This window comes from Streptomyces sp. NPDC050504 (assembly GCF_044458065.1).
Lineage (GTDB): Bacteria > Actinomycetota > Actinomycetes > Streptomycetales > Streptomycetaceae > Streptomyces.
The window spans coordinates 560080-577048 of sequence record NZ_JBITHO010000005.1 but is presented as its reverse complement, the minus strand read 5'-3'; the positions used below and the strand labels follow the sequence as shown (position 1 = coordinate 577048).

The window sequence follows — 16969 nt, the reverse complement described above, 5'->3', positions numbered from 1 at the left end:
GCGCACCTGAGAGAATGGCGCGCATGGCCTCCACACGTCCGCGCACGGACCGCCCCCGCGTGCTCTCCGGAATCCAGCCCACCGCAGGCTCGTTCCACCTCGGGAACTACCTCGGCGCGGTCCGCCAGTGGGTGGCGCTCCAGGAGTCCCACGACGCGTTCTACATGGTCGTGGACCTGCACGCGATCACGGTCCCGCAGGACCCGGCGGAGCTGCGCGCCAACACCAGGCTCGCCGCCGCCCAGCTGCTCGCCGCGGGCCTCGACCCCGAGCGCTGCACCCTCTTCATCCAGAGCCACGTCCCCGAGCACGCGCAGCTCGCCTGGGTGATGAACTGCCTCACGGGCTTCGGCGAGGCCGGCCGCATGACGCAGTTCAAGGACAAGTCCGCCAAGCAGGGCGCGAACAACGCCACGGTCGGCCTGTTCACGTACCCGGTCCTCCAGGTCGCGGACATCCTGCTGTACCAGGCCCACCAGGTCCCCGTCGGCGAGGACCAGCGCCAGCACATCGAGCTGACCCGCGACCTCGCGGACCGCTTCAACGGCCGCTACGGCCAGACGTTCACGGTCCCGTCGCCGTACATCCTCAAGGAGACGGCGAAGATCTACGACCTCCAGGACCCGTCGATCAAGATGAGCAAGTCGGCCTCCACGCCGAAGGGCCTCATCAACCTCCTCGACGACCCGAAGGCGACGGCGAAGAAGGTGAAGAGCGCGGTCACCGACACCGACACGGTGATCCGCTACGACGCCGAGAACAAGCCGGGCGTCTCCAACCTCCTCACCATCCACTCCACGCTCACCGGCAAGACGATCGAGGAGCTGGAGAAGGAGTACGAGGGCAAGATGTACGGCGCCCTCAAGACGGACCTCGCGGACATCATGGTGGAATTCGTCACGCCGTTCCGGACCCGTACGCAGGAATATCTGGACGACCCCGAGACGCTGGACTCGATCCTGGCCAAGGGTGCGGAGGAGGCGCGCGCCGTCGCCGCCGAGACGCTGGCGGTCGCCTACGACAAGGTGGGCTTCCTGCCGGCCAAGCACTGACCCGGGGCCCTGCGGGGCCCTGTACGGGCGCGCGGCCCCGCTGCCCTTTCGGCCCCGGGAACGGGAGTCGAACCGGCACCGAACCGGAGACCAAGGGCCCTGGCCACGCAGGCACCGCAGGCGCCACACTGGCGGCGGTGCCCCTGCGGGCCCGTACCGGAAACGATCACCAGGCATGGAGGAGAACGACGTGGGGACCGTAACGCTCGGCGTTTCGATCGCGGTCCCGGAGCCGTACGGCAGCCTGCTCCAGGAGCGGCGCGCGGGCTTCGGTGACCCCGCTGCTCACGGCATCCCCACGCACGTCACGCTCCTGCCGCCGACCGAGGTCGACGCGGTGGACCTGCCCGCGATCGAGGCGCACCTCACCGAGGTCGCCACCGCGGTCAGGCCCTTCCCGATGCGGCTCTCCGGCACGGGCAGCTTCCGCCCGCTGTCGCCCGTCGTCTTCGTCCAGGTCGTCGAGGGCGGCTCGGCCTGCACCTGGCTCCAGGAGCGGGTGCGGGACGAGCCCGGTCCGCTGGTGCGCGAGCTGCACTTCCCGTACCACCCGCACGTCACGGTCGCGCACGGCATCCCCGACGAGGCGATGGACCGGGCGTACGAGGAGCTGGCGGAGTTCGGCGCGGAGTGGACCTGTGCGTCGTTCGCGCTGTACGAGCAGGGCGCGGACGGCGTGTGGCGCAAGCTGCGCGAGTACGCGTTCGGGGGCGGCATCGCGGGGCTGCCCGCGCAGAACTCCCCGGCGGACGAGCCCGCCCCCGCGTAGCGCCCAGCCCTCGGGTAGTCCCCAGCCCTCGCGTAGCCCCCCCGCCCCCGCCCCGCGTGTCCTCCGGGGCCCGGGCGGGGCCCCGGCTACACCGGGATCCTGCGGAAGAGCGGGCGCGGCACGTGCCGCAGCGCCGACATCACCACGCGCAGCGAGCCCGGCACCCACACCGTCTCCGACCTGCGGCGCAGCCCCGTCTCGATGGCCTCGGCCACCGCCTCGGGCGTCGTCGCGAGCGGCGCCTCCTCCCGGCCGGCCGTCATCTTGGACCGGACGAATCCGGGGCGCACGACCATCACGTGCACGCCCGTCCCCTGCATCGCGTCCCCCAGGCCCTGGGCGAAGGTGTCCAGGCCCGCCTTGCTCGATCCGTAGATGAAGTCGATGCGGCGGGCGCGCTCGCCCGCGACGGAGGAGAGCACGACGAGGTAGCCCCGGCCCTGGGCCTGGAGCGCGGCGGCGCAGACGAGGCCGGAGGAGACGGCGCCGGTGTAGTTGGTCTGTGCGACGCGCACGGCGTCCTGCGGGCGCTCCTCGTCGCGCGCCTGGTCGCCGAGGAGGCCGAAGGCGAGGAGGACGAGGTCGATGCCGCCCTCCTCCGCGGCCCCGGCGAAGACCCGGCCGAGCACGTCCTCGTGCGTGGCGGCAGGGGCGAGGGCGTCGAAGGCGACGGTGCGGACGTCGGCGCCCAGCGCGCGGAGCTGGTCGGCGGCGGCGTCGAGCGCGGGGGAGGGGCGCCCGGCGAGCCAGACGGTGCGGGTGCGGCGGGCGATGAGGCGGCGGGCGGTGGCGAGACCGATCTCCGAGGTGCCGCCGAGGAGGAGGAGCGAGCGGGGGGCGCCGAGCGTGTCCTTCATGGGCGGCCTTTCGAAGGGTGGGGACCACACGAACGAAAGTGACCGTATCGCCCCGAAAAGTGCCCTTTGGTCGACCTTTCGATCCCCTCACCGAAATGGCCGTACCCGCGTCCCCGGCCCGCACGCCGCCCGGGGCCGACGCCGCCCCGACCCCACCACGTGGCACGGGACACGTCCCACGCCCCTCGCGCCACCGCCGTACCGGCGCTCCCCCTGGGTAGGGTCCAGGCCACGGCCCCGCACGCCGGGGCGCGGAAACACTCGTCTTTCGTACGCCGGAGGGTACTCGCCGCTCATGGACTGGCTGACGAAACTCCCGGTCATCGGCCCGCCGCTGACGCGGCTGATGGACACGCACGCCTGGCGCTCGTACGAGACGCTGGTCCGGGTCCACTGGGAACGGCTCGCCGCCGCGATCACCTTCCTCAGCTTCGTCGCGCTCTTCCCGCTGATCGCCGTCGGCGCGGCCGTCGGCGCCGCGCTGCTCACCGACGACCAGCTGAACAAGGCCGAGGACAAGATCGCCGAGCAGGTGCCCGGCATCTCCGACCAGCTCGACCTGGACTCCCTCGTCCAGAACGCGGGCACCGTCGGGCTGGTCGCCGGAGCCGTGCTGCTCTACACCGGCATCAGCTGGGTCGGCTCGGTCCGCGGCTGTCTGCGCGCCGTCTGGGAGATCGACGAGGACGACGACGAGAACGTCTTCCTGCGCAAGGCCAAGGACATGGGCGTGCTGCTCGGCCTCGGCGCGACGGGCCTCGCCTCGCTCGCCGCGTCCGCGCTCGGCACGCTCGCCGTCGACCGGACGGCCGATCTGCTGGGGATCTCCGAGGGCGGCGCGGCGAGCGTCCTGCTGAAGGTCGCCGCGCTGGCCGTCGCCGTCGCGGCGGACTTCCTGATGCTGCTCTACGTACTGACGCTGCTGCCCGGCGTCCAGCCGCACCGCCGCAAGCTGGTGTTCGCCGCGCTGCTCGGCGCGGTCGGCTTCGAGCTGCTGAAGCTGCTGCTCAGCGGCTACATGGGGAGCGTCGCGGGCAAGAGCATGTACGGGGCGTTCGGCGTCCCGGTCGCCCTGCTGCTGTGGATCAACTTCACCGCGAAGCTGACGCTGTACTGCGCCTCCTGGACCGCGACGGGGCACACCCCGGAGGAGACGGGAGGGCCCGCGGGGTCCGACGACCCCACGGGCCCGGAGCCACGCGACTGACGGGGCCCGGCCCTGTTCCGCCGGGCCCGGCCCCGTCCCGCCGCGCCCGGTGTCTCAGCCGCGCGGGCGCCGCCGAAGCAGCCCCGCGAGCGGCCGCCGCCGGTTGAGCAGGAACACCCCGCCCGCCAGGAGCACCAGCACCCCGCCGAGCACCGCGAGCGCGATGCCCACGCCGCTGGAGTCCTCGTCCGCCGCCACGGACGCCTGGTGCTTGCCGCCCTTGCCCTTGTCCGAGCCCTTGTCGCCCGCAGCCTTGTCGGTGCCGGGCGCGCCGTTCGACGCGCCGCCGCCCGTCCGCGCGGACTTCGGCGGCACCAGCTCGCCGATCGGCTGGACCTTGCCCGCAGCCGCGAAGCCCCAGTCCAGCAGGCGCGCGGTCTCCTTGTAGACGGCGTGGCCCTCGGTCGAGGACGGGTTCATGACGGTGACCAGCAGCACCCGGCCGTTGCGCTCCGCGACACCGGTGAAGGTGCTGCCCGCGTGCGTGGTGTTGCCGTTCTTGACGCCCGCGATGCCCTTGTACGGGGCCACGCCGTTGGCGCCGGTCAGCAGCCGGTTGGTGTTCTGGATCTCGAAGTACTCGCGCTTCTTGGTCTTCTTGTCGACCTCGCCGGGGAACTTCGCGGTCGCCGTCGAGGCGTACTCGCGGAAGTCCTTCTTCTGGAGCCCGGAGCGCGCGAACAGCGTCAGGTCGTACGCGGAGGAGACCTGGCGCGGGGCGTCGTAGCCGTCAGGGGAGACCGCGTGGGTGTCCAGCGCCTGGAGCTCCGCCGCGTGCTGGTTCATGTCCTGGACGGTCTTGGCGATGCCGCCGTTCATCTCGGACAGGACGTGCACCGCGTCGTTGCCCGAGCGCAGGAAGACGCCGAGCCACAGGTCGTGCACGGTGTACGCGTGGTTCTCCTTCACGCCGACCGCGCTGGAGCCCTCGCCGATGCCCTGGAGTTCCTTCGGCTCGACCGTGTGCGCCTGCTCCTTCGGCAGCTTGGGCAGGACCGTGTCCGCGAAGAGCATCTTCAGGGTGGACGCGGGCGGCAGCCGCCAGTGCGCGTTGTGCGCGGCCAGCACCTCGCCGCTCTCCGCGTCCGCGACGATCCAGGACCGGCCGCTCAGCTCCTTGGGCAGCACCGGCGCGCCGGGGCCGAGGTTCACCTGCGTGCCGGGCAGCCCCAGCCGCTCGCCGCCGACCTTGGACATGACGGCCGGGGGCTTGGGCTGCGGCTGGTTGGCGGCGGCCTTGTTCTTGGGGTCGTCCGCGGAGGCGGGGGCGGCGAGGACAACAGGCAGGAGTGAAGCGGCGGCGACCGTCAGGGCGGTCTTTTTGAGAGCGGACACGGTCAGGAACGTACAGGGCGAAGAAAGATAAGCGGACACCGGCAGCGGGACCCGCCGTGCACACCGCCGGGACAGCCCACCGCGCGGCCGGACCCGGGTTCCGGCCGGGGATCCGGCCGGGGATCCCTCAGGTGCTCCACCCCCCGGCCCCCGGCCGGAACCCCGCGGAGATACTGGACGCATGAAGCTCAGCCGCTCCGTCTCCTGGTTCCTGCTCGCGTTCGGAGTGTGGAGCTGGTTCATCTGGATCTCTTTCGTCAAGAACCTGTGGCAGGACGGCAGCGGTCTCGCCTTCGACGACGCGGGCGACCCGACCGCCTACTTCTGGGTCCATCTGCTGCTCGCCATCACGTCCTTTCTCTTGGGGACGGCAGTCGGAGCGGTCGGGTTCCGTTCGATCCGTGTACTCCGCAAGGAGCCGACCGGCTGACCCGCGCGGTTGACGGGGCGAGGCACGGGGATGTGAGGGACGCCACGCCGCAGGTACGGGGACGCGAGGAAGCCCCGCCCTCCCGGAGCGGGAGCGGCGGGGCTTCGGTGTGCTCGGGGTCAGCCCTTGAAGCCGTCGATGAAGGTCTGCCAGGCGTGGGCGCTGGGGGTGAGGCGGGCGCCGTGGGGGGTCTTGCTGTCGCGGACGGGTACGGCGTCCGTGGTCGCGGCGCCGGGCAGCCATTCCACGGCAAGTGAAGGGGACGGGCGGACGACGTCGACCACTGGATGCGCCGGCACGTGGTCGAGGAACTGGTTCCGGCGGACGCGTCGACACGGCGAGGACCCTCGTCAGAGTGTCCGGGAATGAGGAGGGGCGGGTCCCGGGAAAGGGGCGCCGTGCACGTCGTGCGGCGCAGGAAGCCGAATCGCGGAGGGTCGCCGCGTACGAGCACTACGTGGGCGGCTTCCCGTACGGCCCGCCGCCGCCCGGGTAGCCCGTTCCCGAGGGGCCGAGAGGCGTCTCGTACGCTGGGCGGACGCCGCACGTGGCAGGGCTCAGCGCGCTGCTGCCGAAAAGGGGAGCAGACCCGTGATCGTCGTCTTCGGGCTCGTACTGCTGCTGGTCGTCGCCCTGTTGGCGGCCGTGCACCGCTATGTGTGGTGCCGTCTCGTGCGGGACACCACGTCCCCCGGCGGACGGCCGCGAAGAGCGGGGACCGTCGCGCTCTGGACGCTGCCGCTCCTGTCGTTCGCCGCGCTGGCGTCCGGGCGGGCGGGGGCGCCGTTCCGGGTGCAGCAGGTCGTGGCCTGGCCCGGCTACCTCTGGCTCGCGGTGCTCCTCTACCTGGTGCTCGCGCTGGTGGTCGGCGAGGCCGTCCGCTGGTGGCTGCTGCGGCCCCGGCCCCGGCCCCGCAAGGCGGGGGAGACGGGGGAGGCGGAGGAGCCGGGGTCGGTGTCCCTGCCGGAGCAGCGGCCGGAGCGGCAGCCGGAGCCCGTGGCGGTGGCGGCCGTGGCGCCCGAGAGCGCCCCGGCCCCAGCGGCGGGCGGCACCCCCGAGCCGGAGCACCCCGAGCCCGGCCCCGTAACCCCCGCAGCCCCCGTACCCTCCGACTTCTCCCGCCGCCTCTTCGTCTCCCGCGCCATAGCCGGGGCCGCCGCCACCGCCGCGCTCGGAACCGTCGGGTACGGCACGTACGGCGTGCTGCGCGGCCCCCGCGTCAAGCGCGTCACCGTGCCGCTCGCCAAGCTGCCGCGCTCCGCGCACGGCTACCGCATCGCGGTCGTCAGCGACATCCACCTCGGCCCGATCCTCGGCCGCGCCCACACCCAGCGCATCGTCGACACCATCAACCGCACCCAGCCCGACCTCGTCGCCGTCGTCGGCGACATGGTCGACGGCACCGTCGCCGACCTCGGCCCGGCCGCCGAGCCGCTCACCCAACTGCGCTCGCGGCACGGCACGTTCTTCGTCACCGGCAACCACGAGTACTTCTCCGGCGCCGAACAGTGGGTCGAGCACGTCCGCGAACTCGGCCTGCGCCCGCTGGAGAACGACCGCGTCGAGCTCGCGGGCTTCGACCTCGCCGGGGTCAACGACATCGCGGGCGAGAGCGAGGGGCAGGGCCCCGACTTCGTGCGCGCCCTGGGCGACCGCGACCGCTCGCGCGCCTCCGTGCTCCTCGCGCACCAGCCAGTGGTGATCCACGACGCGGTGGAGCACGGGGTGGACCTCCAGCTCTCCGGGCACACCCACGGCGGGCAGCTGTGGCCCGGCAACTACCTCGCCGAGCTGGCCAATCCGACGAACGCGGGCCTGGAGCGGTACGGCGACACCCAGCTGTACGTCTCGCGGGGCGCGGGCGCCTGGGGCCCGCCCGTGCGGGTCGGCGCGGAGTCCGACATCACGGTCGTGGAGCTGGCCTCCAAGCAGGCGTGAGGCTCCGGGGAGGCAGGCGCGGGACCCGTGAAAGCAGGCGTGAGGCTCCGTGGAAGCGGGTGCGGGACCCCGCGAAAGCGGGCTCGGGACCCTGCCCCTTCTCACGCACCGTGAGCGCTCTGTCACGGTATTCCGGATAGTTACCTGTGAGACCCAAGTCTCCCCTTTCGCATTGTGAAGAACGTGTGATTGGGTGAGCGCCATTACACGGCGACACGCAGGGCATGGGGAGCTCAGTACTGTGTTGCCCGGGGTGTGGCTGGTAATAGGGAGAGCACGGCAATGCGGTCGATCCGGCTTCGGATTCTCGCGGTCATAGTGGTACTCGCGGTCGCAGGCGTGGGCGCCTGGCAGTTGCTGCCGTCGGGCGACAAGAAGAGCGACCCGGTCAGGGTCGGTACGACGGACGAGGTCAGCGCACTCGACCCGGCGGGCGTCTACGACGCCGGTTCCTGGGCGATCTTCAGCAACCTCTACCAGTCCCTGCTGACCTTCAAGGTCAACTCCACGGAGCCGGTCCCGGACGCGGCCGAGAGCTGCGAGTTCATCGGGCAGAAGGTGCAGACGTACCAGTGCGTCGTCCGCGACAACCTGAAGTTCTCCAGCGGCCGCAAGATCACCGGTGAGGACGTCAAGTACTCCATCGACCGGATGCGGCTGATGAGCCCCAAGGTGGCGCCCTCGGGTCCGCAGGCGCTCTTCTCCACCCTCGGGTCGATCAAGGCGGAGGGCCAGAAGGTCACCTTCAACCTCTCCTCCCGCGACGCGGCCTTCCCGCTGAAGCTCGCCACCGGCGCGGGCGCCATCGTGGACCGCGAGAAGTACCCGGAGAAGGAGCTGCGGACCGACAACGCGGTCGACGCGTCGGGCCCGTACGTCCTCAAGGAGTACGAAGAGGGCAAGCGGATCCTCCTGGAGCCCAACAAGAACTACAAGGGCGCGGTCAAGCGGGTGAACGGCCCCGTCGAGGTCAAGTACTACACGGAGTCCCAGCAGCTGGCCGACGCCTGGAAGAACGGCCAGGTCGACGTCACGCACCGGCAGCTCCCGCCGTCCGTGCTCAAGGGCCTCAACGTGAGCGACACCGACAAGCGCATCACGGAGGCCGACTCCGCCGAGATCCGCATGCTGGTCTTCAACACCAACAAGGGCCAGCCCTTCGGGAAGAAGGCCGTGCGCCAGGCGGCCGCCGCGATCATCGACCGTCAGAAGATGGTGACGGACGTCTACGAGAACACGGTCGTGCCGCTCTACTCGCTGATCCCGACCGGCTTCACCGGGCACAGCACCCCCTTCTACGACCTCTATCCCGAGCCGAACGTCAAGGAGGCCGAGCGTCTGCTGAAGAAGGCGGACGTGGAGACGCCGGTCAAGTTCACGCTGGCCTACCGCCAGGGCGCGGACCTCAAGCGCGAGTCGCAGCTGATCAAGGACCAGCTGGAGAAGAGCGGGCTCTTCGAGGTCAAGCTCAAGGAGGTCGCGTGGAAGACCTTCACGAAGGCGTACGCGACGGGCGAGTACGAGGCGTTCGGCCTCGGCTGGCTCCCCGACTTCCCCGACCCCGACACCTTCAGCCAGCCGCTCGTCGGCTCCAACAACAGCCTCCACAACGGCTACACGAGCACGGACGCCGACCACTTCATCGCCAACACCCAGCGGTACGACGACCGGGGCCGGGCGGCCGCGGACTTCAAGGCGCTCAACGACCTGGTCGCCAAGGACGTCCCGATGATCCCGCTGTGGCAGAAGAAGGACTACGTCCTGAGCAGCAAGGACGTGAAGGGCTCGCAGTACCTCTCCGACGGCACGGGCCTGTGGCGCCTGTGGGAGCTGGGCTGGATCTGATCCGCCCGCCGGGCCCGGCCGCCGACGAGGCCCGCCGGGCCCGGCGCCCGGCCGCCGGTGAGGGCGCGTGCCCGACGCGACCGGTGCCACGAATGTCCAAGGGGCCGTACGGCCGGGTTCATTGACCCGCCGTGCGGCCCCTGGTCGCATCGCCCCCATGCGACTGACCCGACGCACCCTCCTGACCGCCGCCCTCGCCGCGCCCGCCGTCACGGCGGCCGCCCCCGGGGGCGCGGGCGCCGCCCCGGGGCCCGCGCCCGCCGCCCGCGCGCTCGCCCGGCTGCTCCCCGGCCACGCCCACCAGGTGACCTTCCGTACCGTGCCCCCGGCGGACGGCCGCGACGCCTTCCGGGTGTCGGGCACCGAGGGGCGCATCCTGGTCGAGGGCACCACCCCGGCCGTCCAGCTCACCGGCTTCCACTGGTACCTGCGGCACGTCGCCCGCGCCCACGTCTCCTGGGCCGGCCGCCAGACCTCCCGCCTCCCGCGCGCCCTGCCCGCCGTACCGGCCCCGGTCACCAGGGCCGCGAACGTCACCCACCGGTTCGCCTTCAACGACACCAACGACGGCTACACCGGCCCGTACCACGACTGGGACTACTGGGAGCACGAGCTCGACGTCCTCGCGCTGCACGGCTACAACGAGGTCCTCGTGTACCTCGGGGCCGACGCGGTGTACCACCGCACCTTCCTCGAACACGGCTACGCCGACGAGGAGCTGCGCGCCTGGATCCCGGGCCCCGTGCACCAGCCGTGGTGGCTGCTCCAGAACATGTCCGGCTTCGGCGGCCCGGTGAGCCGCGGGCTCCTGGACCAGCGCGCCGACCTGGCGCGGCGCATCGTGCGGCGGCTGCGCGAACTGGGCATGACGCCCGTGCTCCCCGGCTACTTCGGCACGGTCCCGCCCGGCTTCGCCGAGCGCAACGCGGGCGCGCACACCGTCCCGCAGGGCGACTGGGTGGGCTTCGCGCGCCCCGACTGGCTCGATCCGCGCGACGCGCACTTCGCCGAGGTCGCCGCGACCTTCTACCGCGTGCAGCGCGAGCTGTACGGCCCCACCACCATGTACAAGATCGACCTGCTGCACGAGGGCGGCAGGCCGGGCGACGTACCGGTCGGCGAGGCGGCGAAGGCGGTCGAGACGGCCCTGCGCACCGCCCACCCCGGCGCCCTGTGGGCCATCCTCGGCTGGCAGGACAACCCGCGCCGGGAGATCGTCGAGGCCGTCGACCGCACGAAGATGTTCGTCGTGGACGGGCTCTCCGACCGCTTCCCCTCCGTCACCGACCGCGAGGCGTCCTGGGCGGGCACGCCCTACGCCTTCGGCTCCATCTGGAACTTCGGCGGCCACACCACCACGGGCGCCAACACCCCCGACTGGGCGCGCCTGTTCCACCAGTGGCGCACGAAGGAGGGCAGCGCGCTCGACGGCATCGCGCTGATGCCCGAAGGCGCCGACAACAACCCCGCCGCCTTCGCGCTCTTCTCCGACCTGCCCTGGACCGAAGGACCGCCCGACCTCACCGCCTGGTTCGACGAGTGGGCCGTCCAGCGCTACGGCGCCCCCGACCCGTACGCGCGGGAGGCCTGGGACGTCCTGCGCCGCACCGCCTACGGCACCACCCGCGCCGACTCCTGGAGCGAGGGCCACGACGGCCTGTTCGGCGCGCGCCCCTCCCTCACCGCCACGTCCGCCGCCTCCTGGTCGCCCGGCGCCCCGCGCTACGACCCCGACGAGTTCGCGAAGGCCCTGCCCGCCCTGCTCGCCGTCGCCCCCGGCCTGCGCCTCAGCTCCGCCTACCGCCACGACCTCCTCGACGTCACCCGCCAGTGCGTCTCGCACCGCTCGCGGCAACTGCTGCCGAGGATCAGGGCGGCGTACGGGGCGCGGGACCGGGCGCTGTTCGTCCGGCTCACCGCCGAGTGGGCGCACTGGCTGCGGCTCCTCGACGAGGCCGTCGCCACCGACCCGCGCCACCTGCTGGGCCGCTGGATCGCCGACGCCCGCGCGTGGGGCGCGACGCGGCAGGAGAAGGACCGCCTGGAGTACGACGCGGTGTCGCTGCTGACGGTCTGGGGGCCGCGCGCGGGCGCGGACGGCGGCGGCCTGCGCGACTACGCCAACCGCGAGTGGTCGGGACTCGTCGGCGGGCTGTACGCGCTGCGCTGGCGCACGTACTTCGACGGGCTCCTCAAGGCGCTGGACGGCGGCGGCGAGCCGGAGCCCGTCGACTGGTTCGCGCTGGAGGAACGGTGGATCCGTACGCACCCGCCGTACGCCGCCGAGCCGAAGGGGGACGTCGTGGCGGTGGCGCGGGAGGTGGAGCGGGCGCTCAGGGCGTCTTCGGCGGGGTAGTGCCCGGCTCGGCCCCGGCGGGGGCTCCGCCGGGGGCCCCGGACGGCGGGCCGCCCGCCGTCCGGGTCAGCGCGTCCGGCATGAACTCCTCCAGCACGTCGTGGATCTGCCGCACCAGCGGCCGCAGCACCCGGAACCGCGAGAGGCCGATCCCGCGCGCCGCGATCGGCGCGACGCGCTCCACGAGCCGCCGACTGCGCTCGGTACCGGCCGAGCCGTCGTGCACCCAGAAGAGCACCAGCCCCATCTGCATCAGCCACATCAGGTGCGGCAGCAGCTCGGCGAGGCCCGGGTCGGTCTTGGTGGAGGAGCCGCGCAGGGCCCGCTCCTGGATGGCGATCGCGGCCTCCCGCGCGGGCCGCGAGTCGTCCGAGAACGGGCTCAGCGGGCTCTGCGGGTCGGCGGCGTTCTTGAAGAACTGCGCGGCGAAGGGGTGGTACGGCTCCGCGACGTCGAGCCAGGCCGTGAGCACGCCCCTGATGCGCTCGGCCAGGTCGTCGTCGCCTTCGAGCACGGGCACGACCGCCGCCGCGTGCTCCTCGCCGAGCCGGTCGTAGAAGCCCTGGACGAGGTGCTCCTTGCCCGCGAAGTAGTAGTAGGCGTTGCCGACGGAGACCCCGGCCTCCTGGGCAATGGCCCGCATCGTCGTACGGTCGTAGCCGCGCTCCTGGAACAGCCGCAGCGCGGTCTCCAGGATGAGCGTGCGGGTCTGCTCGCTCTTCGGGGCCTTCGCGGGGGCCTTCCGCACCGGACCGCCGGGGTTGGTCGCCGCTGCCTTCGGTTCCTTCGCCACGGTGCCCGAGCCTAATGGGCCGGGGCGGCTTCCTCGGCACCCGCCCGCTCGCCCGTCCGCCGGTCCGTCCGCCGGTCCGCCCGCCCGTCGGGCGCGGCCGTGAAGCGCCGCACGCCGGGCACGGCCGCCGTTCCCGCGCACGCCGCGCCGACCAGCAGGGCGGCGGCCACGAGCGGCACCCCGGGGCCCCAGGCGGAGGCGGCGAGCGGGCCCAGCACGTAGCCGAGCGGCATCGCGGAGAGTGAGAGCAGCCAGTCGTAGGAGGTGACCCTGGCCAGGGCGTGCTCGGGGACCGCCGACTGCACGGCGGTGTTCCAGACCGGCGAGAGGAACCCCAGCCCGGCCTGGGCGACGCCGTACGCGGCGATCGTCAGCGGCGCGGGCGCCGGGACGGCCAGCAGGAGCAGCGGGAGCGCGTACGTGGCGAGCCCGAGGTTGGCGACGAGGACCGGGCGCTTCGGGCGGGCGCGGCCGGCCAGCAGCGACCCGGCGAGCAGCCCGACCGCGCCGACCTGGAGGAACGCCACCCACGTCCGCTCGCCGCCCGGCCCGGTCACGGCGATGGCGGGGCCGAGGGTCATCAGCACGGCCGCCGCGCCGTTCCAGGCGGCGTGCGCGATCAGGCTGGTCCAGTACCAGTCGCGCGAACGCACCTCCACCCAGCCCTCCTTGAGGTCGGCGCGCAGCGAGCGGCGCGGGACCGGCACGCGGCGCACCCGGATCGCGGCCAGCAGCGCGGCGCTCACCGCGAAGCTGACGCCGTCCAGGACGAACGCCCAGCCGGGGCCCACGGTGAGGACCAGCACGCCCGCGAGGAGCGGCCCGCCGAGGCGTACGGCGCTGGAGACCACGCCCAGCAGGGCGTTGGCCCGCAGCAGTCCTGCGGGCGCCACGGTTCCGGTGATCAGCGGCGAGACGGTCGGCATGGCGAAGGCGGCCGCCGCGCCGCCCAGCGCGGACGCCAGCGCGATGCCCCACAGGGAGGGGGACCCGGAGAGGAGCTGGAGCCCGACGAAGAGCTGGGTGGCGCAGCGCACGAGGTCGGTGGCGAGGGCCACCGCGCGGGCGTCGAAGCGGTCCCCGACGACTCCGCCGAGCGGCAGCAGGAGCAGTTTGGGGACCATCGCGCAGCCCAGGACGAGGGCGAGCGCGCCGGTCGAGCCGGTGGCCGCGATGACGGCGAGGCCGAGCGCGGTGGGGATCACGGCGTCGCCCAGGAGGGAGAGGGCGCGGCCGACGAAGAGGAAGCGGAACGCGCGGTCGCGCAGGGGGTGCTGCTGCCCGGGGGGACGTTGTCGGGGGCGCTGCTGTGGGTTCGGCATGGCGGCGAATATATTTCGGTAACGAAAAGTTCGTCAACGAAATACTTAGTGTCGTTCGGTCCCGGCGTACGATCTCCGCATGAAGAACCGGGACTGGACCGACGGGCACGTGGAGCGCTGGCTGCCCGTGCTGCCCGAGCTCGACCCCGACATCGAGGGCGCGATCGTCCGGATGAAGAAGCTCGGCGTGCACCTGCGCCGGGTCCGCGAGCAGTCCCTCGTCGACTTCGGCCTGGAGCGGCACGAGTTCGACACGCTCCACAAGCTCGCGGGCCGGGGCGGCGAGGCGGCCCCGTCCGAACTGGCCGCCGACCTCGACCTCGCCCCCGCGTCCGTCACCGGCCGCCTCGACGCCCTGGAGCGGCGCGGGTTCGTGCGCCGCAGCCCCTCCACGACCGACCGGCGCCGGGTCGTCGTCGCGCTGACCGAGCCGGGCAGGCTGACCTGGCTGGGCGCGATGGACGTGCTGGGCGACGAGGAGTACCGGCTGCTCGGGGTGCTCTCGCGCGACGAGCGGCGGCAGCTCAACGCGATGCTGCGGCGCATCATGATCGCGGCGGAGGAGACGGGGGGAGCCGGGGGAGCGGGGGGAGCCGGGGGAGCGGAGGAAACGGGGGAAGCGTGCGCGTAGCCGGGGGCGTCCGCTGTTCCTCGAACGGCGGGCGAACGGGCAGACTGGCCGAATGGCATCCACTTCCCTGAGCAAGGGCGCGAACATTCCGGTCGCTGCCAAGTCCGTTGAGGTCACGATCGGTTGGTTCGACCCCTCCGACAGCCACCAGGCCGACGTGTCGGCCCTGCTGCTGACCGCCGACGGGCGGGTGCGCGACGACGGCGACTTCGTCTTCTACAACCAGCGCGCGCACGCGTCGGGCGCCGTGCGCCACCTCGGGAAGACGGACTTCATGGACGGGGGCTCCGTCCACGACAGCGTGGAGGTGGCCCTGGACCGGGTGGAGGGCGCGGTCGACCGGATCGTGGTGGCGGCCTCGATGCACAGCGGGACGTTCGGCCAGTTGTCCGAGCTGCGGCTGAGCCTGCTCGACGCGGCCGACCGCAGCGAGCTGGCGACCTTCGACATCACGGCGAGCACCGAGACCGCGCTGGTGGGCGGCGAGCTGTACCGGCGCCAGGGGCAGTGGAAGTTCCGCGCGGTGGGGCAGGGTTACGACTCCGGGCTGCGCGGGCTCGCGACGGACTTCGGCATCTCGGTCGACGAGGAGCCGCCCCCGGCGGGAGCGGGTACGGCGGGTGCGGGAGCGGGGACGGGTACCGGAGCGGGTACGGGAACCCCCGCGTCCCCCCAGGCGCCGACCCCGGCCCAGGGCTGGCCCCCGGCCCCCGGGCAGGGCACCCCGCCCTCGTACACCGCGCCCCCGCCCGGCGCCTTCGGCCCGCCCACCGTGAGCACCCCCACCCCGAGCGCCCCTACCCCGAGCTGGCCCCCGGCCCCCGGCGCCCCGACCCCGGCGGGCCCGCCCTCCTACACGCCCCCGGCCCCTGCGGCCCCGTACCCGGCGGGCGGCACCCCCGCGCCCGGCGCGCCCCAGCCGTACGCGCCCACCGAGCCCGGCATCCGGCTCGTCAAGGGCGAGGAGAACCTCCCCGTCGACATGCGCAAGCGCCTCTCCCTGCGCAAGGAGCAGGTCGCCGTCAGCCTCACCAAGCACGGCGCGAGCGGCGCCCGCGCCCGGGTGATCCTCGTCCTCGACGCCTCGGGCTCCATGGCCTCGCTCTACTCCAAGGGCACCGTCGCCGGAGTCGTCGAGCGCATGGCGGCCGTCGCGGCGCAGCTGGACGACGACGGCGAGATGCAGGCGTGGACGTTCGCCTCGCACCCCGCGCGCCTGCCCGACCTGACCATCGGCGAACTGCCCGAGTGGATGCGGCTGCACGTGCGCGGCGGCGAGATGAGCCTCTTCGGCCGCCCCAAGAAGCCCAAGAAGGGCATGGAGCCCGGCCAGGTCGACATGCGTCTCGTCGGCATCCAGAACGAGGAGCAGCGCGTGATCGCGGAGGTCCGCGAGTACGTACGGCAGAACCCGGCGCAGGACCCGACCCTGGTGCTCTTCTTCTCGGACGGCGGCGTCTACCGCAACGACGAGATCGAGAAGGAACTGCGCGCGGCGGTCGAGGAGCCGGTCTTCTGGCAGTTCGTGGGGCTCGGCAGGTCCAACTACGGCGTGCTGGAACGGTTCGACACGATGGCGGGGCGCCGGGTCGACAACGTGGGCTTCTTCGCGGTGGACGACATCGAGCGGATCTCGGACGCGGAGCTGTACGACCGCCTGCTCTCGGAGTTCCCCAGCTACCTGAAGGAGGCCCGGCAGGCGGGCATCATCCGCTGAACGCCCGCCCGGCCTCCAGCAGCGCGGCCACGTCAAGGGTGATCTCGGCACCGAGCGATTCCGGGAGCGCGACGGACTCGCCGGGGGCGTGCACCTGGTGGTTGCCGTAGTCGGAGCCCTTCGGCTCGGTCAGTACGTGCAGCCGCTGGTGCTTGCGGTCCAGGATGACGTAGACGGGGACCTGGGCGTCGGCATAGGCGGCGACCTTGGTGCGCAGATCGGCGCGGAAGTTGCTGGAGGTGACCTCCAGGACCAGGCGGAAGACGATCGGGTCGTAGCAGTTGTTCTCGATCAGGTGGTTGTCGAAATCCGCCTCGACGATCGCCAGGTCGGGGATGGCGAAGTCCTCCGCCCCGGTGGGCAGCCAGAGGCCGATGGCCTGGACGACGCTGGTCTCGCCGTCGTCGAGCCCTGCGGTGATGAACGGGCGCATGAGCTTGGTCAAGGCACGGGCGTGCGGGCCGTCAGCGGGCGGGGTCACGAGGATCTGGCCTCCGATGATCTCGACGCGGTAGCCCGGAAGCCGGTCCATGAGCCGGTTGGCCTCCGCGATCAGCGGACGGTCGACGGCGGGCCGCTCGACGGATGCTGCGGACATCTCGTGCCTCCCAGTGGCTGGTGTCGAGAGCATCATCGTAGGGCGGACCGGGCCGCCGCGTCCGCTTCCGCGCCGTTCACCAGTACGAGTGAGGGCCCCGTCCCCGGTGCGGAACCGGG

General features: G+C 72.7%; 15 protein-coding genes. 9 read left to right on the top strand and 6 right to left on the bottom strand.

Annotation, left to right across the window (positions count from 1 at the left end; translation table 11 throughout):
- Nucleotides 1-14 precede the first annotated feature (14 nt).
- Together trpS and ACIBNE_RS21560 are read left to right on the top strand one after the other, a co-directional pair.
- Nucleotides 15-1052 carry a tryptophan--tRNA ligase gene (gene trpS / locus ACIBNE_RS21565; RefSeq protein ID WP_399273839.1) on the top strand — a complete coding sequence of 346 codons (1038 nt, stop codon included), beginning with the start codon at nt 15-17 and terminating at the stop codon, nt 1050-1052.
- A 190-nt stretch (nt 1053-1242) separates the two neighbouring features.
- The gene (locus ACIBNE_RS21560) at nt 1243-1821 is read left to right on the top strand and encodes a 2'-5' RNA ligase family protein (protein ID WP_399274260.1); all 579 of its coding nucleotides are present in this window, start codon (nt 1243-1245) and stop codon (nt 1819-1821) included.
- Between the two features lie 86 nt (nt 1822-1907).
- Here ACIBNE_RS21560 and ACIBNE_RS21555 read toward each other — a convergent pair whose 3' ends face one another.
- Complete coding sequence (locus ACIBNE_RS21555) at nt 1908-2678, bottom strand: decaprenylphospho-beta-D-erythro-pentofuranosid-2-ulose 2-reductase (protein WP_399273837.1); 771 nt, start codon at nt 2676-2678, stop codon at nt 1908-1910.
- A gap of 295 nt (nt 2679-2973) precedes the next feature.
- On the opposite strand from ACIBNE_RS21555, the gene ACIBNE_RS21550 reads away from it, so the two are divergent.
- A complete protein-coding gene (locus ACIBNE_RS21550) occupies nt 2974-3885 on the top strand; it encodes a YihY/virulence factor BrkB family protein (protein WP_399273835.1) in 912 nt (303 codons plus the stop codon).
- A 54-nt stretch (nt 3886-3939) separates the two neighbouring features.
- On the opposite strand, the gene ACIBNE_RS21545 is transcribed toward ACIBNE_RS21550, so the two are convergent.
- A complete protein-coding gene (locus ACIBNE_RS21545) occupies nt 3940-5220 on the bottom strand; it encodes a D-alanyl-D-alanine carboxypeptidase family protein (protein ID WP_399273833.1) in 1281 nt (426 codons plus the stop codon).
- Between the two features lie 181 nt (nt 5221-5401).
- Here ACIBNE_RS21545 and ACIBNE_RS21540 point away from each other — a divergent pair, with 181 nt between their 5' ends.
- A complete protein-coding gene (locus ACIBNE_RS21540; RefSeq protein ID WP_399273832.1) occupies nt 5402-5650 on the top strand; it encodes an SCO4848 family membrane protein in 249 nt (82 codons plus the stop codon).
- Nucleotides 5651-5769: 119 nt separating this feature from the next.
- Here ACIBNE_RS21540 and ACIBNE_RS21535 read toward each other — a convergent pair whose 3' ends face one another.
- Nucleotides 5770-5949 (bottom strand): DUF397 domain-containing protein, encoded by a 180-nt coding sequence (locus tag ACIBNE_RS21535; protein ID WP_399273830.1) that lies wholly within the window; start codon nt 5947-5949, stop codon nt 5770-5772.
- Nucleotides 5950-6241: 292 nt separating this feature from the next.
- Here ACIBNE_RS21535 and ACIBNE_RS21530 point away from each other — a divergent pair, with 292 nt between their 5' ends.
- The 3 genes from ACIBNE_RS21530 (at nt 6242) to ACIBNE_RS21520 (ending at nt 11789) form a co-directional block, all read left to right on the top strand.
- Nucleotides 6242-7588 (top strand): metallophosphoesterase, encoded by a 1347-nt coding sequence (locus tag ACIBNE_RS21530; RefSeq protein WP_399273828.1) that lies wholly within the window; start codon nt 6242-6244, stop codon nt 7586-7588.
- Nucleotides 7589-7870: 282 nt separating this feature from the next.
- A complete protein-coding gene (locus ACIBNE_RS21525; protein ID WP_399273826.1) occupies nt 7871-9433 on the top strand; it encodes an ABC transporter substrate-binding protein in 1563 nt (520 codons plus the stop codon).
- 157 nt (nt 9434-9590) lie between these two features.
- A complete protein-coding gene (locus ACIBNE_RS21520) occupies nt 9591-11789 on the top strand; it encodes an alpha-N-acetylglucosaminidase (RefSeq protein ID WP_399273824.1) in 2199 nt (732 codons plus the stop codon).
- On the opposite strand, the gene ACIBNE_RS21515 is transcribed toward ACIBNE_RS21520, so the two are convergent.
- The gene (locus tag ACIBNE_RS21515; RefSeq protein ID WP_399273822.1) at nt 11767-12582 is read right to left on the bottom strand and encodes a TetR family transcriptional regulator; all 816 of its coding nucleotides are present in this window, start codon (nt 12580-12582) and stop codon (nt 11767-11769) included. The genes ACIBNE_RS21520 and ACIBNE_RS21515 overlap by 23 nt on opposite strands.
- Before the next feature lie 11 nt (nt 12583-12593).
- Nucleotides 12594-13904, bottom strand: a complete 1311-nt coding sequence (locus tag ACIBNE_RS21510; RefSeq protein WP_399273820.1) for an MFS transporter — start codon at nt 13902-13904, stop codon at nt 12594-12596.
- A 79-nt stretch (nt 13905-13983) separates the two neighbouring features.
- On the opposite strand from ACIBNE_RS21510, the gene ACIBNE_RS21505 reads away from it, so the two are divergent.
- A complete protein-coding gene (locus tag ACIBNE_RS21505; RefSeq protein ID WP_399273818.1) occupies nt 13984-14535 on the top strand; it encodes a MarR family winged helix-turn-helix transcriptional regulator in 552 nt (183 codons plus the stop codon).
- 52 nt (nt 14536-14587) lie between these two features.
- Nucleotides 14588-16252, top strand: coding sequence for a VWA domain-containing protein (locus ACIBNE_RS21500; protein WP_399273816.1), 1665 nt, complete (start codon nt 14588-14590; stop codon nt 16250-16252).
- Here the strand turns inward: ACIBNE_RS21500 and ACIBNE_RS21495 are convergent.
- Nucleotides 16242-16850: a Uma2 family endonuclease gene (locus tag ACIBNE_RS21495; protein ID WP_399273814.1), complete on the bottom strand. Its 609-nt coding sequence runs from the start codon at nt 16848-16850 to the stop codon at nt 16242-16244. The two genes, ACIBNE_RS21500 and ACIBNE_RS21495, sit on opposite strands and share 11 nt — an antisense overlap.
- Between the last annotated feature and the right edge of the window lie 119 nt (nt 16851-16969).